The sequence below is a fragment of the Asticcacaulis sp. W401b genome (genome assembly GCF_046503825.1).
Taxonomy (GTDB): Bacteria; Pseudomonadota; Alphaproteobacteria; order Caulobacterales; family Caulobacteraceae; genus Asticcacaulis.
Genome location: NZ_JBKFEE010000001.1, coordinates 928749 through 951215, shown reverse-complemented (window position 1 = coordinate 951215; position 22467 = coordinate 928749). Strand labels below are relative to the sequence as shown.

Here is a 22467-nt window from a genome sequence, read left to right as displayed (position 1 = left end):
CAATAAATGTTGAATTAGTCAAAAACATTATTTCTGAAAATAGCGGCAAATATAATTGTAAACTGTTCAAATATCCAAAATCGAGAATAATTACGCCACAGTTATATGAGCCGAGTCCTTTTTTGATGTTCGCTCGACATACCATTCAACTATTGTCAGGCAGAACGCCGAAGGGTAACCATAGCGTCTACGACTCCGCTTTTGGGTTCTCGTTACGAGCAGGCTGCAAGTTACTTTTTACGCTCAGCACGTTTGATCGTTCAATTTTTCACTTCCAACCAGTCAGACTAAGCGTTGAGTATCGTCTACAACTCACGCTCAATTTGGGCCTTTACCTCAGCTTCATCAATGTCTGGGAGGCCATTTTCCCGCGAGAAGGCATTTGATGCCTCCAGCATAGAGGTGATGTTTTGCCTCGCAAATGCAGTGAACCAAAATTCATTAGTTCCGTAACGCATATTAGGATAGAGAACAGCCCGAAGCGTAATATAGGAATATAATCCAAATTTCGCGTGCTCAAACCCGTCACGTTTATATTGGTTTAAATGATGGAGGACCAGAGGCAAATTCTCGCACTTATGGTAAGCATTGGTTTCCTCTATCCATAATTCCTCATGGATTACACCTTCAAATCGAATTCGGGGAATGTTCCGGTATACTCTACGGTGTGTTTCTTGGGTGCGGGGGCATGACTGCAGGATGCTGTTGATATCTGAAGTGTGATATCCAAACGTCTTGGCGTAATTTAGTCTGCTTACACTAAAGCAGTCTGCTTGACTTGTTGCAAGTCCTTCTATTGCGAGACGCGTAACGTCAACTTCGATATATTCGTCACAATCGATCGCTAGTATCCACTCGTTTTTGGCAAACTTAGCACCATAATTCCTTGGGTGCGCAAAGCCAAAACGGAATAGGTTTTCTCGAGGGTAAAAAACGACTTGATCTGCCCCCGTCAAAACACTTTCGTAGTATTCAAGGCTACCGTCAGTAGATCCCATGTCTACAACAATTAGCTGGTCACAAACCTCTTTAACGGGAGGTAAGGTTGTGGTTAGAAGATCCAACTCATTAAATGCCAATATTACCGCTGTAATCGTAGTCGGACGGCGTATGGTTGGTACGTCAGGTGTTTTGCGGGCGCGCATTCTCAACCTGGGCATCCTCTGGCAATTGACCATTCTGCAGTTCGGTATCTGCCTTGTAGGCAGCAATGATCTGACTGGGGCTTCCTTCCTTTACGATTTTTCCACGTTTCATGTACACCGCTTTATTGCAGAAACCTTCAATAATTTCCAGTGAGTGCGAGGCGAGGACGAGCACGCGAGACCGAGACACATAGTTTGTTGTACGGTCAATTGCTCTTTGTAGAAATGATGCGTCGCCCGCCAAAAGCCACTCGTCCATCAGGACCACGTCAGGTTCATAAGAAGTTGCAACTGCAAATGTGAGGCGTCCGAGCATCCCAGAGGAATAGGTGTGACACGGTAGGTCAATGTAATGACCTAGGTCCGTGGCCGCGACAATTTCATCCATGTGCGCGTTAATCGTCTTTTGATCGATTCCGCGGTAATAGCTAAGAAGTTTAATGTTTTCGCGGCCGGTTAACTCCATGTCTAGGCCGAGAGTTGTATTCAATGCGGCCGATATATCACCGGTCACAAACGCACGCCCTTCAGATGGGGCGATCACCCCCGCCATCACTTTGAGAAGCGTCGACTTTCCCGCTCCATTATGGCCAATAAGACCAATCCGGTCCCCGTCGTTAGCCACCAGGTTAATGTCATCAAGAGCCCTGACGTGAACTATGTCGTTTCGACTCTTGTAAAGCGCCCCTCCAACAAGTCCGCCAGAGATTGTACGCCTGAGCGACTTAGCAGAGGTCGAATAGACCGGTAAGTTAACGGTTACCGAGTGGATTTCTATAGTCATTTTTAAATCCAGAAATTAATGTAACGCTTGAACTTATTGAAACTCAAGAGTGTTATTACTGTGCCAAATAGCAGCATGACAGAACAGAAGAAGTAGCTGTCGAGAGGTACCCGGTGCTCGAACAAAGGTGCGCGGATGAGTTCGATAAGGTGATGTGCGGGATTGTAATGAACGAACGGCGAACCCGCTCTGACCTGGGAGGGCATCCAAATGATGGGCGTAATGAAAAGGGTTACTTGAATGCCGTAAAGCACTATCTGCGCCATATCCCTGAAGCGAGCACAAATCATCCCGATCAATAGAGACAGCCAATACAAATTTGCGCAGACGATTACTAGACCTGGGACGACGAATATGAGTGTGTAATCGACTGGGAACCCGCAAAACATAAAAGTGACAGCTACGGCCACGAGATAGTGGAGGAAAACTATAACATTTTTAACAATGTTTCTCAATATAACTGATGAATACGGAACAGAGATGGATTTCAATAAGCTCGCATGAGTCTGAAAGATTGTTGTTGCTTCAGATAGGGCCGTAGAAATGAAATTCCATGCCGCCAAACTCGCAGCGATGAACGGTATGAACTCTCCTGAGTCGGTGCGAAATATCTGACCATACAACAAGCCGATTCCAAGAATGGTAACGCCTAAGCCCATCACCATCCATAGCGGGCCAAGCATGCTTCGCACGTACCTCTGGCGGACGTCTTGGTACCCAAGAGCAAGCCAAAGCTTCCAGTCTTTAAATCCAGCAACAACATCCGCATATCCACTCCACAAGCGAGGGGACACACTCAATTTATTTTTCTTCATAATATTCAATCGTCCATTCGAAACCATGGATGGTTCTAACAGCTTTAAAAACCTTTAAATGTCCCGCGTCACGTAGCAGTACTCAATTGGGCAGGGGCGGATTGCTTACTTATTTTCGCTATGCAATCGGCATTTTTTCGCCTCTTATCCGATACAGAAAGATATAAAAGGCCTTGCTCATCCTGGCAATTCCTTCGGATATGCTTCAATTCTCATTAACTTTTTACCAGCCTCACAGGTGCGGCACCATTTAACCTAATACCAGTTGGTGGCCTAATATGGGCTTCGTGATGCCAGATAAGGTCGTATCTGCACCGAGCCGTGATAGCACTATGGCGGGTTGAATGTAAAGAGTGGGCGGCTTTTCACAAAGGGGGATCCGCTGACTCGGGCAGAAAAACCAAAATTACCATCGCAAATCATCGCCTCCTTTTGCGCCCGATCTATCCTTGCGCATCGGTGGACTTTTCTGTAGGAATTTTTTAGGCTGCGTTGTGGATATCATCAGTTCTCCCTTAAAAGTTGAGAACTTTTTTAATTATCGGCTCACTTTATGTGCGATTTATATTAATCTTGGGCAACTCTAAGCATGAAAATTTTACCCGTCATTATGTCCGGTGGTTCTGGCACGCGCCTTTGGCCGCTCTCGACTCCTGAGCAGCCAAAGCAGTTTCATGCTTTGGCGACGCAACACACGATGATTCAGGAGACGGCGATCCGTCTGTCAGGTGAGGATTTCCTTAAGCCCGTCGTTATTTGTGGGCTCACTCACGAACCCTTGGCAAAGGCGCAGCTCGACGCAGTGGGTTTGTCACCCCAAGCGGTCATCCTTGAGCCTTTTGCCCGCAATACGGCGGCTGTGGCGGCTGTGGCGGCATTAGTCGGTCAAGAACTTGATCCAGAGGCGCTCATTTTGCTGGTTCCGGCCGATCACGTTATCGCCAAGCCGGAAGATTTCAAGGCCGTTATCGCGCGGGCAGCGTCGTCGGCCGAGGAAAACATAATCACCTTTGGCATCAAGCCGAACGGCCCTGAGACCGGCTTCGGCTATATCCAGCGCGGCGACGCAATTTCGCCAGGCGTGTACGCTGTGAAGCGTTTCCTCGAAAAGCCCAATCTGGAGGCCGCCAAGGCCTATGTCGCCGACGGTGGCTACGACTGGAACGCCGGCATCTTCCTCTTCTCGCCGAAGGTCATGCTTGAAGAAGTATCGCTGCATGAGCCCATGGTGCTGGAGGCTTCGCAAAATGCCCTGAGGCAGGCGGCAATCAACGGCGCCACACGTCTGCTGGATCCGGAGAGTTTCGCTGAGTGCCCGTCTATTTCTGTGGACTATGCGATCATGGAACGCACTTCGCGTGCGGCCACGGCCCCTTGTGATATCGGCTGGGCGGATCTCGGCGGCTTCGCCGAACTGTGGCGTTTGGGCGACAAGGACGATGCGGGCAATCACGCCCGCGGCAGCGCTATTCTGATCGATTCCCAGAACTGTTTAGTGCGCTCGGAGAATGTTCCGGTCGCCATTATCGGGCTTAGCGACCTGATTGTAATCTCCACGGCTTCGGGCATTGTGGTGGCTCCGATTTCGCGTGCGCAAGACGTCAAGCTGGCGGCGGAAGCAGCCAAAAAGCTGCGTGAAATTAGCTAAACCGATCTGATCGTCGGCTCTAAAAAAGCCCTCGCCTGTGAAGGCGAGGGTTTTCTTCGTGCGCGTACTCATACCAATGGCCGAAGATGCTCTCCGCATCCGACCGTTGAAGGCACGAGACTGTCTCATATGTATCACCGACATGAGACAGTCTTGAAGGGAACACAAAGAGTCATTTTCAATGACCCCTGGTATCAGGCCGCTTGGAACGTCACGGGTGCACTCCAGAAGGCGTCGACGATGCGCGATTGCGGACCGGGTTCACCCGTCGTCAGAAAGCGGCGCAGGCCGGACGTGCCGATCTGATAGTCCGGGTGGCGGGCCACATAGCGTTCCATCGCATCGGCGACTGAAGACGGCTGATGGATGAGCGGCGTGCCTTCGGGCAGGGCGGCCTTGAACAGGTCACCGATGATCTCATAATGCGTGCGCCCCAGAATGGCGCGGTCGGGACAGCGTCCGATGCGGGTTTTGAGTGCCTGCGCATGGCTTTTGACGACGGCCTTGAGCTTGTCTTCCCTTTCGCCAGCCTCTCAGCTGAAATCATCCGCGTCGCGAAGACGCCGCCGCAGAACGGCACGCAGAACTGAGATACCCACGATCAAAGGCGCCAGAGCCAGAACATAGGCCTTGCGCCACAGACTATCTGCGCGCTTGCGAAAATAATAGACCAGCCCCAGCCCCTTGTTCATCTCGACAAAGACCGGGTCAACGCGCGACGTATGGCCTTCGTGGATGACTTCGGCAGTCGGATGGAACAGCACCGCGCCGCCCTTTTTACGAATGCGCCAGCACAGGTCCACGTCCTCGACATGCAGGAAGAAGCGCGTGTCAAAGCCGCCCACCGACAGAAAATCGGCACGGGCGATGCAAAAGCAGGCACCCGACACTGCGGCCACCGGTGCCGGGCTTTCCGGCAAAGGCTCATGCTCACGGTGAATTTCGTAGGCGCGCAGGAAGGGCAGGTATTTCGACAGGCGCATCAGTGAGACCAGAGTCGTCACCGGCGTGACTTCTCCGCGCCGTGACCCACGCTGTTCGGTGCCGTCCGGATTAAGGACGCGGGCCCCAATCAGACACGGGCGAGGTGTCTTAAGCGCCGTATCGACCAGCGCATCGACCGCACCATCGCACAGTATGGCATCGGGGTTGAGAAAGACGACCCAAGGCTGCGTAGCCAGTTGTGCCCCCATATTGGCCGCGCGGGCAAAGCCGATATTGCCGTGCCCCTGCACCAGCAGGACCCGGTCATAGGCTTCGTCGATCTCTCGCAGCAACTCAATGGTCCGCTCTGACGAGCCATTGTCGATCAGGATCAGTTGCATCACCGCCGTCTCCGCCAGCACCCGCTCGATCGAGTCGAATAGGATGCGGCCGGAATGATAGGCGATGATAACGACCGTCACGCCGCGCGTATCCCGAGCGGGCAGGACGATGTCTGTGCCAGGGACCAGACTTTCGGCCTCACCCGCCGCCAGCCTTTGGGCCTTGATCAGGTCTTTGATAGTAGGCGGAAGAGTACGTTTCATACGGCGGCTTAAAAAAACTTATTTCAAATCAGGCGGCAGGATTTCGGTACGCAACTGTTAAACGACATTATCGACCAACAAAACGGTCTGCCCTTCCTGACCCCAATACCGCAGGGCCACCCCACCGGTTTCGGCTTCTTTGCGGCCGACCATGGCTATCACTCGCACCTTGGCCAAAGAATGTTCTCAGGTCCCGTCGTTAATCTTCTCATTCCGGAGGTCCGTGTCAACCGAGAGTCCGACTGAACGCGATTTTGACGCAACCTGTTGCACGTAATCATTAGCATCAGATGCAATCGGTGCAACTACCACCTGTATGGGAGCCAGCCATAACGGGAACTTACCCCCGTAATTTTCGATCATTATGCCGATAAAGCGCTCGAAAGAGCCCAGAATGGTGCGGTGTAGCCTCACCGGACGCTGACGCGACCCGTCCTCGGCAACGTATTCAGCACCCAGACGCTCCGGCAGCACGTAGTCGAGCTGGATCGTACCGCAGGCCCAGGCGCGGCCGAAGATACTCACCGCATCCGGCCATTGAAGGCACGAGGCTGTCTTATATTTATCATCGACATGAGACAGTCTTAAAGGGAACACAAAGAGTCATTTTCAATGCCCCTGGTATCAGGCCGCTTCGAACGTTACGGGTGCACCCCAGAAGGCTTCGACGATGCGCGATTGCGGGCCGGGCTCGCCCGTCGTCAGGAAGCGGCGCAGGCCGGATGTGCCGATCTGATAGTCCGGGTGGCGGGCCACATAGCGTTCCAGCGCATCGGCGACCGAAGACGGCTGATGGATCAGCGGCGTTCCTCCGGGCAGGGCGGCCTTGAACAGGTCTCCGATGATTTCATAGTGGGTGCAGCCCAGTATGGCGCGGTCGGGATAGCGTCCGATGCGGGTTTTGAGCGCCTGTATGCGGCTTTCGACGACGGCCTTGAGCTTGTCTTCGCTTTCACCGGCCTCGATCATGCCGGCCAGTCCTATGCACGGTTCACTGAACACCGCCAGATCCTGACGGCGCTTATCGATTTCGATCTCATAGACGCGCGAACGGGCCGTCGCCGTGGTGCAGAAGATGCCCAGCACATCGACATTCTCGACCTTGGGGCCGCGGCGTTCGGCCTCGTGCTCCCACGGCAGGCCGGTGGCTGCTTCGATAGTCGGCACGATGATCCCCAGTACATTGACAGCACGACCGGCGGTCTGGCGATAACCGGCCAGCCAGCCCGATTGCAGGCGACGCAGCGCCACGGCCGATGCGGTATTACAGGCCAGTACGACCAGAGAGGCCCCGGCCTCAAACAGGGTTTCACAGCCCTGACGCGTCAGCTCGACGATCTCTTCGCCAGAGCGTTCGCCATAGGGGGCGTGCTTCTGATCGCCGAGGTAGATGAAATCGGCCTGCGGCATCCGGTCCACCAGCGCCCGGTGAATGCTCAACCCGCCGACGCCTGAATCGAAAACCCCGATAGCCATGATTGTTTTCCCTTACGCAACCACTCGGCAACGCCGAAAATGAGTGTCTTCTCGTCTATAGACCCGCGCCCTTGTCGCCAGCAAGGGTACATGCTTAGATGATTGCGAATGGAACGGATTTGGCGGCGCTGGGCGTTTATGCCGGAGTCCATAATCGTATTCAGGAGCAGCAGATGGAAATGGATCGTCGCATGGTGATCGGGTTAATGACTTCGGCCGGGCTGATGCCAGGCGTCGCTCTGGCGGCTACGGGCGCGTCGGCGCTGACGGCAGAATGGACCGGCCCCTATGGCGGCATCCCTCCCTTCGATAAGGTCAAGATCGCAGATTTCGAAGCGGCTTTTGACGCGGCCATGACCGCCCAGCGTCAGGAAATTGCGGCGATCACGCAAAACAAAGCCGCGTCCACCTTTGAAAACACGATCGTCGCGCTGGAGCGTTCGGGGCAGGAGATGGAGCGCGTGTCCACGCTCTACGGCGTGTGGAGCGGTGGGCTGTCCACGCCGGAGCTTCAGGCCATTGCCAAGCGCCTGTCGCCCAAGCTGGCGGCCTTTGGCGACGAGATCAATCAGAACGAAGCGCTGTTTCAGAAGATCAAGAGCGTCTATGACCGCCGTGCCACGTTCAAGCTGACGCCGGAGCAGGACCGCCTGCTGTGGGTCACCTATAATGGCTTCGTTCGTTCGGGGGCCGCTCTGACGCCGCAGGCCAAGGCGCGCGTCGCCGAAATCAACAAGGAGCTGTCGGTGCTGTTCAACCAGTTTTCCGACAACCTGCTGCACGACGAAGAGCAGGTCCTCTACCTCAGCAAGGATGAGCTGCCGGGCGTACCGGATGGCTTCATGGCGTCGGCGGCCGCGTCGGCCAAGGCGGCGGGTAAGGACGGCCTCTATGCCATCCCCAATACCCGTTCGGCGATGGAGCCGGTTACCACCTTCTGTACCAACCGCGCGACGCGCGAAAAGGTGTGGCGTCTGTTCGTCAATCGCGGCGACAATGGCGATCAGTGGGACAACAACGCCCTGATCAAGAAGATTCTCAAACTGCGAGTCGAGCGCGCCAAGCTGCGGGGGTATAAGACGCACGCCCACTGGCGCGTCGAAAACGCTATGGCCAAGACGCCTGAAAATGCCATGCAACTGATGGAGTCGGTATGGCCGGCGGCGGTCAAGCGCGTGCACGAAGAGGTGGCCGATATGCAGAAGGTCGCTGATGCTGAAAAGGCCGGTATTACCATCGAGCCGTGGGACTACCGCTTCTATGCGGAGAAGGTGCGCAAGGCGCGCTACGACCTCGATGAGAACGAAATCAAGCCCTACCTGCAACTGGACAAGCTGGTCGAAGGTATGTTCTGGGCCGCCAGTCAGTCCTACGGGTTTACCTTCAAAAAGGTGGCCGGTCTGCCCGTCTTCCATGAGGATGTGACGACCTACGAAGTGCTGCGCGACGGCAAGGTGTCGGGCCTGTTCTACTTCGACCCTTACGCACGCAAGGGCAAGCGCTCGGGCGCGTGGATGAACGCCTATCGCAGCCAGTCGAAAGAGGACGGCAAGCCGATCCTTCCGATTGTGTCGAACAATTCCAACTTTATCGAAGCGGCGCCGGGTGAGCCCATCCTGATCTCCTGGGATGACGCCACGACCCTGTTCCATGAGTTTGGTCATGCCATTCACGGCCTGTCGTCGAACGTTACCTATGCCTCGCTGTCGGGCACTTCGGTGGCGCGCGACTATGTGGAATTCCCGTCGCAGGTCAATGAACGCTGGCTCTCGACCCCCGAAGTGCTGTCGCGCTTTGCCCTGCACTACAAGACGGGTGAGCCCATGCCGGCAGCCCTGCTGGAGAAGATCAAAAAGGCCGATACCTTCAATCAGGGCTTTGGCACGGTGGAATATCTGTCTTCGGCCCTGATCGATATGAAGCTGCACCTCGCCGGCGACGCCGATATTGACCCGGACGCTTTTGAGCGCGAGGAGCTGAGCAAGCTCGGTATGCCGAAAGAGATCGTCATGCGCCACCGCACGCCCCAGTTCGCGCACGTCTTCTCGTCCGACGGCTATTCGGCAGGTTACTACAGCTACCTGTGGGCCGATGTGGTGGCGGCGGATTGCTCCGAGGCCTTCGCCGAAGCGCCCAAGGGCTTCTACGATCAGACCGTGGCCGCACGGATGCTGAAATACATTCTCAGCGTCGGCAACACCATCGACCCGGCGGAGGCCTATCGTCAGTTCCGCGGCCGCGACGCCGACCCGAAGGCGCTGATGCGGGCACGCGGCTTCGCCTGATAACCTCGCCTGCCGGAACGTGCCAAGGGCCGGTCCCCTCCATTGGGGCCGGCCCTTGCGACTTCCACATTGTACCGTCTGGCAAAACTGGTTATTCGTGTCTGACGCAACAAAGCCGTGCCATGCAGATACAATTCTACGACATAGAAGGCCCCGCCCGCATTGAGCCCAGACGCATCAGGGATACGCGCGGCTTTTTCATGGAAACCTTCCGCGACGACTGGTTTCGTCAAAACGTCGCGGACGTTGCCTTCGTGCAGGATAATCACTCTCTGTCTGCACAGGTCGGCACGATCCGTGGCCTGCATTATCAGTCAGCTCCCTATGCTCAGGGCAAGATCGTGCGTTGTCTGCGCGGTGCCATTTTTGATGTCGCGGTCGATATCCGCCCACAATCACCTACGTTCGGGAAGTGGGTGTCCGAAATCCTGACACCTGAGAATGCGCTTCAGCTTTGGATACCCGAAGGGTTCGCGCATGGCTTTTGCACGCTTAAGCCGGACACTGAGGTTTGCTACAAAACGAGCGAGCTTTACCGCGCGTCCCACGACTGCGGGATCGCCTTCGATGACCCGGATATCGGTATTGTCTGGCCTCTCGATGTGTCGCAGGCTACTTTATCCGCCAAGGACCGGGAGCAACCCCCACTCTCCAGTCTGCGCTGAGTCGCGGACCATTCCGCGCTGACACAGGGCTTTGAGCTATGCGTATTATTGTTACTGGCGGGGCCGGCTTCATCGGTTCAGCTCTTGTCCGCTATCTGGTTGCCGAGGTTGGGGCGGAGGTGCTCAATCTCGACAAGCTGACCTATGCGGGGAATCTGGCTTCGCTTGACCCCATTCGGGAGGCGCCCAACTATCGCTTTGTGCGGGCCGACATCTGTGACCGAGAGAAGGTCGTTGAAGCGATAAACGGCTTTAAACCCGACCGAATCCTGCATCTGGCGGCTGAAAGCCATGTCGACCGTTCGATCAACGGCGCTGGTGAATTTGTGCAGACCAATGTGGTGGGCACCTTTACCCTGCTTGAGGCTGCGCGCCATTACTGGAACGGCCTGGATGAGGTGGGGAGGGCCGCGTTCCGTTTCCTGCACGTCTCAACAGATGAGGTTTATGGAAGTCTGGGGCAGACGGGTCTGTTCAGTGAAGCCACTGCCTATGACCCATCCTCACCCTATTCGGCATCGAAGGCAGCCTCTGACCATCTGGCCAAGGCCTGGCACCGTACCTACGGACTGCCGGTCGTTGTGTCGAACTGTTCCAACAATTATGGGCCTTATCATTTTCCTGAGAAGCTGATCCCGCTCAACATTCTCAATGCGCTGGAAGGCAAGCCTTTGCCGGTCTATGGCGACGGTTCCAACATACGCGACTGGCTCTATGTCGACGATCACGCGCGCGCCCTGCATCTGATTGCCTCGAGGGGGCGACCGGGAGAAACCTACAATGTGGGCGGGCGCAATGAGTACAGCAATATCGAGGTAGTGCGCCGGATTTGCAGGCTCATGGACATCTTGTGTCCGCAGGGTGCGCCGCACGCGCGCCTGATTACCTTTGTGGCCGACCGGCCAGGTCATGATCATCGTTATGCAATCGACGCCCATAAGCTGGAGACAGAGCTGGGCTGGCGCGCACAGGAGACCTTCGAGACCGGGCTGGCGAAAACCGTGCGCTGGTATCTCGATCATCCCGACTGGTGGCAGCCTCTGCGCGGTCGGGTCTATGCGGGTGAGCGTCTGGGTGTCCTCAGCAAGACGAGGGACTGAGCGTGCGGATCGTTGTTACGGGCAAGACGGGTCAGGTCGTTCAGGCGCTGCGTGCCGCGGGCGAGACCGCGGGTGCTGAGCTTGTCTGCATTGGCCGGCCTGAGATCGACCTGTCACAGCCTCTGACACTGGAGGCCCCGATCCGGGCCTTGCGGCCCGACGTGATCGTTTCGGTGGCCGCCTATACGGCGGTCGATAAGGCCGAAGACGAGGCGCAACTGGCGCAGGTCGTTAATGGCGATGCGCCAGGTGCGCTGGCCCGTATCGCCGCAGAACGGAACATCCCCATCCTGCACCTTTCGACCGATTACGTATTTCCGGGCGACAAGGCAGGTGTCTATGTTGAAACCGACGCGACCGGTCCTCTCAATGTTTATGGACGCACCAAGCTGTCGGGTGAGCAGCAGGTGGCCCGCGCGACTGCAAACCATGTGATTTTGCGCACTTCGTGGGTCTATGCGCCCTATGGTCGCAACTTCGTTACGACCATGCTGGGGCTGGCGGATACGCTCGACGAGGTTAGGGTGGTGGCGGATCAGCAGGGATGTCCGACCTATGCGCCGGAAATCGCCAATGCCCTGCTGGTGGTGGCGCGTCGCGTCGTGGACGACGGCTCGCCGGAGCTACGGGGCGTGTTTCATCTGACGGGGCAGGGGGAAACGAGCTGGGCTAGCTTTGCCGAAGCCATTTTCGCCGGCAGCGTGGCGCGCGGCGGAAAAGCGGTCACGGTTCACCCCATTGCGAGCGCGGACTACCCTGCCGCGGCCCGAAGACCGACTAACTCACGGATGAGCGGGGAAAAACTGTCAAAAATCTATGACTTGCGGCTCAATCCGTGGCATTTATCGCTCGACGATTGCCTCACGCGCCTGATTGGGCTGCCAAGAGGATGATTGCAGGCGAAAAGGACTAGGCAGATGAGGGGCATTATTCTCGCGGGTGGCTCGGGAGCGAGGCTTTTTCCTATGACTGTAGGCATTTCGAAACAAATGATGCCTGTGTATGATAAGCCAATGATTTATTACCCGTTATCGACGCTGATGATGGCGGGAATAAGGGAGATCCTGATCATTTCGACACCGCACGATCTGCCCCTGTTTCAGAAACTACTGGGCGATGGCAGCAACTGGGGCATATCCCTGTCCTATGCCGAACAGCCCAGTCCCGATGGCCTGGCGCAGGCCTATATGATTGGGGCCGATTTTGTCTCGTGTCAGCCGTCCTGCCTAATCCTCGGCGATAATATCTATTATGGCTCCAACCTCATTGAAACACTTGATGGGGCGTCGAACCTGACCTCCGGTGCGGCGGTCTTCGCCTATCAGGTCTCTGACCCGGAGCGTTACGGGGTGGTGGAGTTTGACAGTGCGTTCAAGGCTCTGAGCGTCGAAGAAAAGCCGATACGGCCAAAGTCCAACTGGGCGATTACAGGCCTTTATTTCTATGATGAACAGGTTGTGGATATCGTCGCCAACCTCAAGCCTTCCGCGCGCGGCGAGTACGAAATCACGGATGTTAATCGCGCCTATCTTGAGCGGGGCCAGTTGAATGTCCTGCCCATTGGCCGCGGCTATGCGTGGCTCGATACCGGTACGCCCGACAGTCTGCTAGATGCGGCGGAGTTTGTGCGCGTTCTGGAAAAGCGGCAGGGTATGAAAATCTGCTGCCCGGAAGAGGTCGCCTGGCGGCAGGGCTTCATCGACGCCACGCAACTGGAGGCCTGCGCACGGCGACTGGGCAAGAGTGACTACGGCAAGTACCTCTTCCGTGTGCTGGCTCTGGGCACCTGACCCGCTTTGCGCCGCCATTATAAACGACTGGCAATGTCCGTATTCCGGCTTGTTGGGTGAGGCGCCACACTGTCTCCACACATGGGAGGCTTAGATGCGCGAACTCAAATCGACGGCGACGGTTATGATCATGGCCTTTGGATTTTGTGCCGCTCTGGTGGCCGGTCTTTCGGTAGGTCTGCCGTATTGACGGCAAGACCATTGGAACGTATCATGAACAATTATGAAGAAGACGCTCAGGGAACGCCTCGCCATCCTGTCTGATGCCGCCAAGTACGATGCCTCCTGCGCCTCGTCCGGGACGTCAAAGCGGGACTCGTCATCCGGCGGGCTGGGGTCCACCGAAGGCTCGGGTATCTGCCACGCCTATGCACCGGACGGACGCTGCATTTCGCTGCTGAAGATACTGATGACCAACTTCTGTATCTTTGATTGCGCCTATTGCATCAACCGCTCGTCGTCCAATGTCGAGCGGGCGCGCTTTACGCCGGACGAGGTGGTGTGGCTGACGCTGGAATTCTATCGCCGTAACTATATCGAAGGTCTGTTTCTGTCTTCAGGCATTATCCGCAATTCCGACTACACCATGGAGCAGATGGTGCGCATCGCCCGCGATCTGCGGCTGAAACACGATTTTCGTGGCTATATCCACCTCAAAACCATCCCTGAAGCCTCGGCAGCATTGATCGAAGAGGCTGGGCTCTATGCCGATCGTCTGTCGATCAATATCGAACTGCCGACCGATGCCGGGGTCGAGGCCTTCGCCCCGCAAAAGCACCCGGCCAATATCCGCCGCTCGATGGGTGAACTGAAACAGAAGATCGACGCGGCGTCTGAGCCGACCTACAAAAAGCGACGCAAGCGCTTCGTGCCGGCGGGGCAATCGACCCAGATGATCATTGGCGCCGACCAGACGACGGACGCCACCATTCTGGGCTCCAGCGCCGGGCTCTACAGCCGCTTTCGACTGCGCCGCGTCTATTATTCGGCCTTTTCGCCGATACCCGACGCCTCAAAAGTGTTGCCGCTGATCAAGCCGCCGCTGGTGCGCGAACATCGCCTCTATCAGGCCGACTGGCTCTATCGTTTCTATGGGTTCGATATCGGTGAGATCACGGCAGGGCGGCCCGACGGGATGCTCGATCTGGAACTTGACCCCAAACTCGCCTGGGCGCTGGAAAACCGCGCGCGCTTTCCTGTCGATGTCAACCGCGCGGAAAAGGAGATGCTGCTGCGTGTGCCGGGCTTCGGTGTGAAAGCGGTGCAGTCCATCCTCAGCGTGCGGCGCTTCCGGCGGCTGAAACTGGAGGACTTGCAGCGGCTCAAGGTGTCGTTGCGCAAGGTCAAGCCGTTCGTCGTCACCGCTGACTGGACGCCGGTGCGCCTGATTGACCGCGCCGATCTGCGCACCCTGTTTGCGCCTGAACCGCAGCAACTGGTGCTGCTATGAAGCGGTTTAAACTGCGCGGGCGCGGTGACTATGGCGAATGGCGCGAGGCGGCGCGTGAGGCCCTCCGTCAGGGGCTGTCGCCGAGAGAGGTGGAATGGGGCGCGACCGGCGCGCAGGTGGGCTTGTTTGATGCCGCCGGAGTCAACGGAGGCGGGGCAATACCCGGCTTCAACGCGACCGCAGACATCAGGGGAGGGGCTTTCACCGTCCCTTCCGCCTTTGTCGAATTGTCCAAAGCCGTGCTGTGTCACAGCGACCCCAGGCGCTTTGATCTCTGTTACCGCCTGCTGTGGCGGCTTCAGGCAGACAAACACCTACTGAGTGTGGTGACCGACCCGGATGTGGCGCTGGCCCATGCCTTTGCCAAATCGGTGGGGCGCGATACGCACAAGATGAAGGCCTTTGTCCGCTTCCGGGAAATCCCGGCGCCGGGACTGCGCCGCGCCTTTGTGGCGTGGTTTGAACCGGAGCATTTTATCGTCGCGCGTACGGCCGGTTTCTTTCAGCGGCGCTTCAATGACATGGACTGGCTGATTGCCACGCCTAAAGGGTCAGGCGCGTGGGATGGTGAGATTTTGCGGGTGAATGATGATCCGGCCGAAAAGCCCGATATCCGCGACGAGACAGATGACCTCTGGCGTACCTATTTCGCCAACATCTTCAATCCCGCGCGCCTGAAGGTACAGGCCATGCAGTCGGAAATGCCCAAGAAATACTGGAAGAACCTGCCGGAGGCCGAGCTGATCCCCGACCTGATCCGCAGCGCTGAGCAGCGTGTGCGCGACATGAAAGAGCGCGGTGCCTCAGACACCGCGCCCAGATTTCATGAACGGCTGCAACAAAGGGCCGATCAGTCGGAACCAAAAAGATCGCGAGTATAGATCTTGTCGGCGACGTCTTTCAGTTCATCGGCTAGACGGTTGGCGATGATGACATCCGATAGGGACTTGAAGGTCTCCAGATCACGGATGACCTTTGAATTGAAGAACTCTTCGGCCTCAAGGGCAGGTTCATAGATCACCACCTCGACGCCCTTGGCCTTGATGCGCTTCATGATGCCCTGCACCGAGGAGTCGCGGAAATTGTCCGAGTTGGTCTTCATGGTCAGGCGGTACACCCCCACGACCTCGGGCTTTCTGCGCAGGATGCTCTCGGCAATGAAGTCCTTGCGCGTGGTATTGGCCTCGACAATCGCCTTGATCAGGTTTTGCGGCACTTCGGAATAGTTGGCCAGCAACTGCTTGGTGTCCTTGGGCAGGCAGTAGCCGCCATAGCCAAAGGACGGGTTGTTATAGCCCTTGCCGATGCGGGGATCGAGCGAAACGCCTTCGATGATCTGGCGCGTATCCAGTCCCAGCGCTTCGGCATAGGAGTCCAGTTCGTTGAAATAGGCGACGCGCATGGCGAGGTAGGTATTGGCAAACAGCTTGATCGCCTCGGCCTCATCGCTGTTGGTGAAGAGGACCTCGATGTCCTTCTTCTCCGCGCCGTTTTTCAGCAGATCGGCAAACAGGCGCGCTTTTTCTGACTGTTCACCCACAATGATGCGCGACGGGTAAAGGTTGTCGTAAAGTGCCCGACCTTCGCGCAGGAACTCCGGCGAGAAAATGATGTGGGCGTCGGGGTGCATCGCGCGCAGACGGTTCGTATAGCCTACCGGGATGGTCGATTTGATGACGATGGTGGTTTTTGGATTGACCGACAGGATGCTGGCCGTGGCGGCTTCGATGGAGCGCGTATCGAAACGGTTGGTCGTCACGTCGTAATTGGTCGGCGTTGCGACGATGACGAATTCGGCGTTGCTGAAGGCGTCGTGCGCGTCCAGTGTGGCACGGAAGTTGATCGGCTCGCTGCTCAAATAGCGTTCGATATCGGCATCGACGATGGGCGATTTGCCCGCATTGAGCAGGGCGACCTTTTCCGGGACAATATCAAAGGCCACAACCTCATTATGACGGGCCAGCAACATGGCGTTGGACAGGCCCACATAGCCCATACCGGCAATACCGATTTTCATTTTCGCCTCATATATCCGGATCAGGTCGGTCGCCGTGATCTTTTTGCTTTCAGAAAGCCTTTAGACAGACAGAAAGAGGGTTAAGTGGCAACCCAATCCCGCTTCGCTGTAACGCATTGGCAGCCATTTGGGTATCTGTCGCATTCAAAAGGGAGGGATTTATGACGCGGCCATCGGACGCAGGCCCAGCGATTGCAGCAGGAAGGCGTCCGATCCGCGCTCCGGATTGGGCGTGGTCAGAAGCTGATTGCCGACAAAGATCGAATTGGCCCCGGCCAGAAAACACAGGGCCTGAAGTTCCTCGCTCATCTCATTGCGACCGGCCGACAGACGCACCATCGACTTCGGGCACAGGATACGCGCCACGGCGACGGTACGCACAAATTCGACCGGCGTGACGCCACCCTTTATTTTGGACAGTTCACCCAGCGGCGTGTTCGATACCGGCACCAGATTGTTGATCGGCAGGCTGTCCGGGTGGGCGGGCAGGGTGGCCAGCTGGTGCAGGAAGGAGACGCGGTCTTCGCGCGTTTCGCCCATGCCGACAATGCCGCCGCAGCAGGTCTTCATGCCGACCTCGCGCACGGCTTCCAGCGTGTCGAGGCGCTCCTGATAGGTGCGGGTGGTGACGACGCTCTCGTAATATTCCGGCGAGGTGTCGAGGTTGTGGTTGTAATAATCGAGCCCGGCCTCTTTCAGCGCCCTGGCCTGATCCGGGGTGATCATGCCCAGCGTCGCACAGGTTTCGAGCCCCAGCGCCTTTACCTCGGCAATCATTTCGGCGAGGGCGGGCACATCGCGGTCTTTCAGATCGCGCCATGCCGCCCCCATGCAGAAGCGTTGCGCCCCGCCGTCACGGGCCGCTTTGGCGGCGCTTAGAACCTCATCGACCGGCATCAGTTTGGAGGCCTTCAGACCCGTGTCATGATGTGCCGATTGCGAGCAGTAGCCGCAGTTTTCGGCGCAGCCGCCCGTCTTGATCGACAGAAGCTGCGACAACTGGATTTCCGACGGATCGAAGTGCTGACGATGCACGGTGGCCGCACGATAAACCAGTTCCATGAACGGCAGGTCGAACAAGGCGGCGATTTCCGTCTTTGTCCAATCGTGGCGCACAGTGGCAAAGGTCGGGGCGGTATCGGGCATCACAAACTCCGGGCTTTTATCCCTATGCCGAAGGCACGGGGTGTGCCCCTCGTCTAGCGCGATCAGGCAAACCGGTCAAACCCGACACATGACAGCCCACAGACGGCGCGTTATGGTAACGGCGTTGTCGCTGTGTTTGTGGAGATTCGCCATGCCTGATGCTACCGCCCCCCAACACGGGATTAGGGCTTCGCAACTGGTTGACGATCTGGCCGACTCGTTTGGCGATGCGCCCACCGTGACGGTCGGCACGCTTCTCAAAAACCTCGAAGGCCGCGGGCTGGGGCTGTTGCTGATCATTCTGGCCCTGCCGATCTGCATCCCCAACATTCCGGGCATTTCGACCCTGTTTGGTTTGCTGTTGATCGGGCCGTCGATCCAGATGCTGCTGGGGCACAAGGCGCTGTGGATGCCGGGCTTCATCAAGAACTGGGCGTTCAAGGGAGAGACCCTGCGCGGAGCCTTTCGCGCCTGTGGCGTCGTGCTGCGTAAGGTGGAGTTTCTGACCCGACCGCGACTGATTTTTCTGACGCGCGGGGCGTGGCTGTTCTATGCCGGGGCGCAGACGCTTCTGATGGCGTTGATCCTGCTGCTGCCCATGCCGGGGGCCAATGTCATACCGGGTATCGCTGTGGTGCTGACGGGGCTGGGCTTGCTGCAAAGGGACGGCGTCTGCCTGCTGCTGTCCGTCCCCGTGGCGGTTGGGGCTGCGGCCTGGGTCTATTTCGGGGCGCGCTACGTGATCGACTTTGCGCTTTGGATGTGGGAGTGGGCCGAAGGCGTGATCGGCCCACTTTGGTCTCAGCTTTACTGAGTCTTATAGACCGTTCCGCCCTTCATGACGAAGCTGACGGCCTTCAGACGACTGACCGACTGGGTGGGGTCGCTCTCCACCGCAATAAGATCGGCGGCCTTTCCGGGTTCGAGCGTGCCAATCTGCGACGACAGGCCCAGATGCTCGGCGGCGTTCACCGTCGCCGTGCGAATGGCTTCCGTGGGGCTAAGACCCGCCTGCACCAGCAACTCGAATTCATGGGCATTATCGCCATGGGCGGAGACGCCGCTATCGGTGCCGAAGGCAATCTTCACGCCGCTGTCGTGGGCGCGGCGCGCCATGTCGAGCATCTTTGGCCCGGCCTCCAGCGCCTTGGCCGTCTGAGCGGGCGTCAGGTAGTTTTTCGGGCTGCGCGCCACCTGCGTCACGAAGTCCCCGGCCATCAAGGTCGGGATCAGATAGGCACCGGAGGCTTTGAACAGGCGGATGGACTCGTCATCGAGATAGGTGCCGTGTTCGATCGAGTCGCCGCCGGCGCGCAGAAAGGAATTGATGCCATCGACGCCGTGGGCGTGGGCCGTTACCTTGCGTCCCATGCGATGCGCGGACTCGATGATGGCCGCCAGCTCGCTATCGCTGAACTGCTGAGCCAGACCGGCAGCCGTATTCGACAAAACACCGCCCGTGGCCGTAATTTTGATGATATCCGCCCCTGAGCGGACCTGTAGGCGCACGGCGCGGCGACAATCATCGGCACCCGAACAGACGCTTTCGGGCGAAAGCAGGTGCATGATGTCTTCTCGAAAGCCGTTGATATCGCCGTGGCCGCCATGAATGGAAACGGCAGAGCCTGCGGCAATGATGCGCGGGCCGGGGACATTGCCGCGCGCAATCCCCTCGCGCAGGGCAAAGATGGCTTCGTTCGAAGCCCCAAGGTCGGCCACCGTGGTGAAACCGGCCATTAGGGTCTTGCGCGCAAAGCCCGCCCCCACCATCGTCTGATCGGCATTGGACTGTGTCACTTCTTCCAGTCTGGAATTGGGGTTAAGCTCGCCCGTCAGGTGTACGTGGCTGTCGATCAGGCCGGGCAGCACGTACTTGCCTTTCAGGTCAATACGTTCCGCCTTGGGCAGGCCCAGTGCCGCGCCGCCGGGATAGCCGTCAACCACCGCCAGAACGCGGCTGTCACAAATGACTACAGTCGCGGGGCCGCGCGTCTTTTCGCCCGGCCGATCCATGACGTGTCCGGCTTCGACCAGCTTGCCCCCGCTGGCGCAGATTAGTGGTTTTGTCGTCTGCGCTGACGAGGGTGAAGCCAGGGCCAAAGTCATAAGCCCGGTGGCGAGGAGGATAGGTTTCATTCGGATGTCCCCTTAAGCGGCGCGCCCCTGCGCGTCAGAAAGACAGGGTGCCGTGAGTTTCGGGAGCTGGCAATAGGGCGTAGTTTGCCTCATATAAAGACATCTTTATATCTTGATTGCATCCGGCGCCATGGCCCGCTATAAGACGGCAACATTTGAAACTATGGATGCACCCCTATGGCCGCTCAAGACTTTATCGTAAAAGACCTGTCCCTCGCTGACTGGGGCCGCAAGGAACTCGACATCGCCGAAGGCGAAATGCCGGGTCTGATGGCGACGCGCGAGGAATACGGCCCGTCGCAGCCGCTGAAAGGCGCGCGCATCGCCGGTTCGCTGCACATGACCATCCAGACGGGCGTGCTGATCGAGACGCTTCAGGCGCTGGGGGCCGAGGTGCGCTGGGCTTCGTGCAACATCTTCTCGACGCAGGACCACGCCGCCGCCGCCATCGCCGCCAAGGGCACACCGGTCTTTGCCATCAAGGGCGAAACCCTCGAAGAATACTGGGACTACGCGCACAAGATTTTCGAATGGCACGACGGCGGCTATCCGAACCTGATCCTCGATGACGGCGGCGACGCGACCCTGCTGACCGTGCTGGGGCCGAAGGCCGAGAAAGACGCGTCGATCCTCGACAACCCGACCAATGAGGAAGAAGAAGCCCTCTATAAGGTCATGAAGCGCTATCTGAAGGAAAAGCCGGGCTTCTATTCGGCCATCCGCGACGCCATCACCGGCGTGTCTGAGGAAACCACAACGGGTGTGCACCGCCTGTACGCCATGGCACAAAAGGGCGAGCTGCCCTTCCCGGCGATCAATGTCAACGACTCGGTGACCAAGTCGAAGTTCGACAACCTCTATGGTTGCCGTGAATCGCTGGTCGATGCCATCCGCCGCGCCACCGACGTCATGCTGGCCGGTAAGGTCGCGGTCGTGCTGGGTTATGGCGATGTGGGCAAGGGCTCGGCCGCTTCTTTACGCAATGGCGGTGCGCGCGTTATCGTCACCGAAATCGACCCCATCTGCGCCCTTCAGGCCGCCATGGAAGGCTACGAAGTCCGCACCGTCGAAGAGGTGGCCAAGGTCGGCGACATCTTCGTCACCGCCACCGGCAACAAGGACGTCCTTCGTCTTGAGCACATGCGCGAGATGAAGCACAACGCCATCGTCTGCAATATCGGCCATTTCGACTCGGAAATTCAAGTCGCCTCCTTGCGCAACTATAAGTGGGACGAGATCAAGCCGCAGGTCCACCACGTGGAATTCCCGGATGGCAAGAAGATCATCGTCCTGTCGGAAGGGCGTCTGGTTAACCTCGGCAACGCCACCGGCCACCCGTCCTTCGTCATGTCGGCTTCGTTCACCAACCAGACCCTGGCGCAGATCGAGCTGTGGACCAATAACAAGGCCTATGACAAGCAGGTCTATACCCTGCCGAAGAAGCTCGACGAGAAGGTCGCCCTGCTGCACCTCGAAAAGCTAGGCGCTAAGCTGACGACGCTCAATGCGGAACAGGCCGACTATATCGGCGTGCCGGTCGAAGGCCCGTTCAAGCCGGAACACTATCGTTACTGATCGATGGCTACAGACATGTAAAAAACCCCGGAGCCTGCTCCGGGGTTTTTTATCTGTACAGCGGGCCGGTCAGTGCCGGGTCGCCAGACCCGCCACCAATGCCCAGAAACCGCTGCAAGAGAAAAACAGGGCCAGCAGGGTCCATTTCAGCGGCATTTTGGCTTCGATGACCGCGTGGGTGTCGAGCGCGCTCAGAAGGCCGCCGTCGTTTGCGGGTTTGTAGGCTCTGGAGGGGGCGTTCAGGTTCGCAGTATCAGGGCGCATACAGGGTTCCGGCGTGTAGGGTTCCACGCACCCTAGCAGCGCAGGGTTAAATAAGCGTCGATACCTGCGTGATTAACGTGATCAATGGGCATTCACGCGTCTTGACATTCTTCTGTTTGCCCGCGTGTTTAGGGGCGGGAGCGATAAGTCGAAACGTGTGAGCGGTTTTCGACAAAAAGATCAAGATAAACAAAAGTTTGATAGCTGGCCATGTCACGCGCACAGAAAGCCTTGCTGTAGATCCGTACCCGCCTGGCCCTGCTCACCCTGACCGTCGCGGTGCTGGTGCTGGGGCCGTTTTCCGGTGCTGAACAGGTTTTTGGTCTGACCGACAAGGAAGCGCACATCATCGCCGTCTTTGCCCTGACGCTGATGCTGCAACTGGCCTTTTCGCGCGTGCGGCGCACAGACCTGGCTCTGGGGGGGCTGGTGCTCGGGGCGCTGATTGAGGTGGCGCAACTCTTTACCGGACGCAGCGCCAGCGTCGACTGGCTGGCTGACCTGATCGACGTCAGCGTCGCCACCCTGCCTTCCTATGCCGGAACCTTCCGCCATTATGCGCGGTTAGGCCATCGCGCGCCGCGCCGCCGGCCCGGTGACGCGAGCGACCAGCGCGTGAAGCCGTCGAGGTTTTAAGGGTTT

At 57.7% G+C, this 22467-nt stretch carries 20 protein-coding genes and 2 pseudogenes; 11 read left to right on the top strand and 11 right to left on the bottom strand.

The genetic code is table 11. The annotated features are described in order from the left end of the window. Positions 1–305: 305 nt before the first annotated feature. Genes ACK8OE_RS04435 through ACK8OE_RS04425 form a run of 3 tightly spaced genes read right to left on the bottom strand, consistent with a single transcriptional unit; the run spans position 306 to position 2744 of the window. Positions 306–1145 (bottom strand): glycosyltransferase, encoded by an 840-nt coding sequence (locus tag ACK8OE_RS04435; protein WP_410271533.1) that lies wholly within the window; start codon positions 1143–1145, stop codon positions 306–308. Beyond that, on the bottom strand, positions 1123–1929 hold the full coding sequence (locus tag ACK8OE_RS04430) for an ABC transporter ATP-binding protein (protein WP_410271532.1): 807 nt from the start codon (positions 1927–1929) through the stop codon (positions 1123–1125). Before ACK8OE_RS04430 ends, ACK8OE_RS04435 begins: the two co-directional genes overlap by 23 nt. A 2-nt stretch (positions 1930–1931) precedes the next feature. Beyond that, complete coding sequence (locus tag ACK8OE_RS04425) at positions 1932–2744, bottom strand: ABC transporter permease (protein WP_410271531.1); 813 nt, start codon at positions 2742–2744, stop codon at positions 1932–1934. A 589-nt stretch (positions 2745–3333) separates the two neighbouring features. Between ACK8OE_RS04425 and ACK8OE_RS04420 the strand changes: the two genes are divergently transcribed. After that, complete coding sequence (locus ACK8OE_RS04420) at positions 3334–4392, top strand: mannose-1-phosphate guanylyltransferase/mannose-6-phosphate isomerase (protein ID WP_410271530.1); 1059 nt, start codon at positions 3334–3336, stop codon at positions 4390–4392. 194 nt (positions 4393–4586) lie between these two features. Here ACK8OE_RS04420 and ACK8OE_RS04415 read toward each other — a convergent pair. The 4 genes and pseudogenes from ACK8OE_RS04415 to ACK8OE_RS04400 all read right to left on the bottom strand — a co-directional run. Beyond that, positions 4587–4925, bottom strand: a pseudogene (locus tag ACK8OE_RS04415) (glutamate racemase); the annotation flags it as partial. Further along, positions 4926–5921, bottom strand: coding sequence for a glycosyltransferase family 2 protein (locus ACK8OE_RS04410; protein WP_410271529.1), 996 nt, complete (start codon positions 5919–5921; stop codon positions 4926–4928). It abuts the pseudogene before it with no gap. Positions 5922–5978: 57 nt separating this feature from the next. Then, positions 5979–6434 (bottom strand): annotated as a pseudogene (locus ACK8OE_RS04405) (His/Gly/Thr/Pro-type tRNA ligase C-terminal domain-containing protein); the annotation flags it as partial. A 111-nt stretch (positions 6435–6545) separates the two neighbouring features. Further along, positions 6546–7397 carry a glutamate racemase gene (locus ACK8OE_RS04400; protein ID WP_410271528.1) on the bottom strand — a complete coding sequence of 284 codons (852 nt, stop codon included), beginning with the start codon at positions 7395–7397 and terminating at the stop codon, positions 6546–6548. A 173-nt stretch (positions 7398–7570) separates the two neighbouring features. On the opposite strand from ACK8OE_RS04400, the gene ACK8OE_RS04395 reads away from it, so the two are divergent. The 7 genes from ACK8OE_RS04395 to ACK8OE_RS04365 all read left to right on the top strand — a co-directional run bounded on the left by ACK8OE_RS04395 (position 7571) and on the right by ACK8OE_RS04365 (position 15568). Further along, complete coding sequence (locus tag ACK8OE_RS04395) at positions 7571–9682, top strand: M3 family metallopeptidase (RefSeq protein ID WP_410271595.1); 2112 nt, start codon at positions 7571–7573, stop codon at positions 9680–9682. 122 nt (positions 9683–9804) lie between these two features. Continuing rightward, a complete protein-coding gene (gene rfbC / locus ACK8OE_RS04390; protein ID WP_410271527.1) occupies positions 9805–10347 on the top strand; it encodes a dTDP-4-dehydrorhamnose 3,5-epimerase in 543 nt (180 codons plus the stop codon). 38 nt (positions 10348–10385) lie between these two features. After that, a complete protein-coding gene (gene rfbB, locus ACK8OE_RS04385) occupies positions 10386–11447 on the top strand; it encodes a dTDP-glucose 4,6-dehydratase (RefSeq protein WP_410271526.1) in 1062 nt (353 codons plus the stop codon). Positions 11448–11449: 2 nt separating this feature from the next. Further along, positions 11450–12340, top strand: a complete 891-nt coding sequence (rfbD, locus tag ACK8OE_RS04380; protein WP_410271525.1) for a dTDP-4-dehydrorhamnose reductase — start codon at positions 11450–11452, stop codon at positions 12338–12340. 24 nt (positions 12341–12364) lie between these two features. Continuing rightward, positions 12365–13237 carry a glucose-1-phosphate thymidylyltransferase RfbA gene (gene rfbA, locus ACK8OE_RS04375; protein ID WP_410271524.1) on the top strand — a complete coding sequence of 291 codons (873 nt, stop codon included), beginning with the start codon at positions 12365–12367 and terminating at the stop codon, positions 13235–13237. 223 nt (positions 13238–13460) lie between these two features. Continuing rightward, on the top strand, positions 13461–14687 hold the full coding sequence (locus tag ACK8OE_RS04370) for a putative DNA modification/repair radical SAM protein (RefSeq protein ID WP_410271523.1): 1227 nt from the start codon (positions 13461–13463) through the stop codon (positions 14685–14687). Next, a complete protein-coding gene (locus ACK8OE_RS04365; protein WP_410271522.1) occupies positions 14684–15568 on the top strand; it encodes a TIGR03915 family putative DNA repair protein in 885 nt (294 codons plus the stop codon). The genes ACK8OE_RS04370 and ACK8OE_RS04365 overlap by 4 nt, the downstream gene beginning before the upstream one ends. Here the strand turns inward: ACK8OE_RS04365 and ACK8OE_RS04360 are convergent. Both ACK8OE_RS04360 and bioB read right to left on the bottom strand, forming a co-directional pair. Continuing rightward, positions 15538–16704: a nucleotide sugar dehydrogenase gene (locus ACK8OE_RS04360; protein ID WP_410271521.1), complete on the bottom strand. Its 1167-nt coding sequence runs from the start codon at positions 16702–16704 to the stop codon at positions 15538–15540. The two genes, ACK8OE_RS04365 and ACK8OE_RS04360, sit on opposite strands and share 31 nt — an antisense overlap. 159 nt (positions 16705–16863) lie before the next feature. Beyond that, positions 16864–17850: a biotin synthase BioB gene (gene bioB, locus ACK8OE_RS04355; protein ID WP_410271520.1), complete on the bottom strand. Its 987-nt coding sequence runs from the start codon at positions 17848–17850 to the stop codon at positions 16864–16866. A 151-nt stretch (positions 17851–18001) separates the two neighbouring features. On the opposite strand from bioB, the gene ACK8OE_RS04350 reads away from it, so the two are divergent. Further along, complete coding sequence (locus ACK8OE_RS04350; RefSeq protein ID WP_410271519.1) at positions 18002–18664, top strand: exopolysaccharide biosynthesis protein; 663 nt, start codon at positions 18002–18004, stop codon at positions 18662–18664. Here ACK8OE_RS04350 and ACK8OE_RS04345 read toward each other — a convergent pair. Beyond that, positions 18658–19986, bottom strand: coding sequence for an amidohydrolase family protein (locus tag ACK8OE_RS04345; RefSeq protein ID WP_410271518.1), 1329 nt, complete (start codon positions 19984–19986; stop codon positions 18658–18660). The genes ACK8OE_RS04350 and ACK8OE_RS04345 overlap by 7 nt on opposite strands. A gap of 177 nt (positions 19987–20163) precedes the next feature. On the opposite strand from ACK8OE_RS04345, the gene ahcY reads away from it, so the two are divergent. After that, positions 20164–21561: an adenosylhomocysteinase gene (ahcY, locus tag ACK8OE_RS04340; RefSeq protein ID WP_290797076.1), complete on the top strand. Its 1398-nt coding sequence runs from the start codon at positions 20164–20166 to the stop codon at positions 21559–21561. Positions 21562–21630: 69 nt separating this feature from the next. On the opposite strand, the gene ACK8OE_RS04335 is transcribed toward ahcY, so the two are convergent. Beyond that, positions 21631–21825, bottom strand: coding sequence for a hypothetical protein (locus ACK8OE_RS04335; RefSeq protein ID WP_410271517.1), 195 nt, complete (start codon positions 21823–21825; stop codon positions 21631–21633). 279 nt (positions 21826–22104) lie between these two features. Between ACK8OE_RS04335 and ACK8OE_RS04330 the strand changes: the two genes are divergently transcribed. Continuing rightward, positions 22105–22461, top strand: a complete 357-nt coding sequence (locus ACK8OE_RS04330; RefSeq protein ID WP_410271516.1) for a vanz family protein — start codon at positions 22105–22107, stop codon at positions 22459–22461. Positions 22462–22467: the final 6 nt, after the last annotated feature.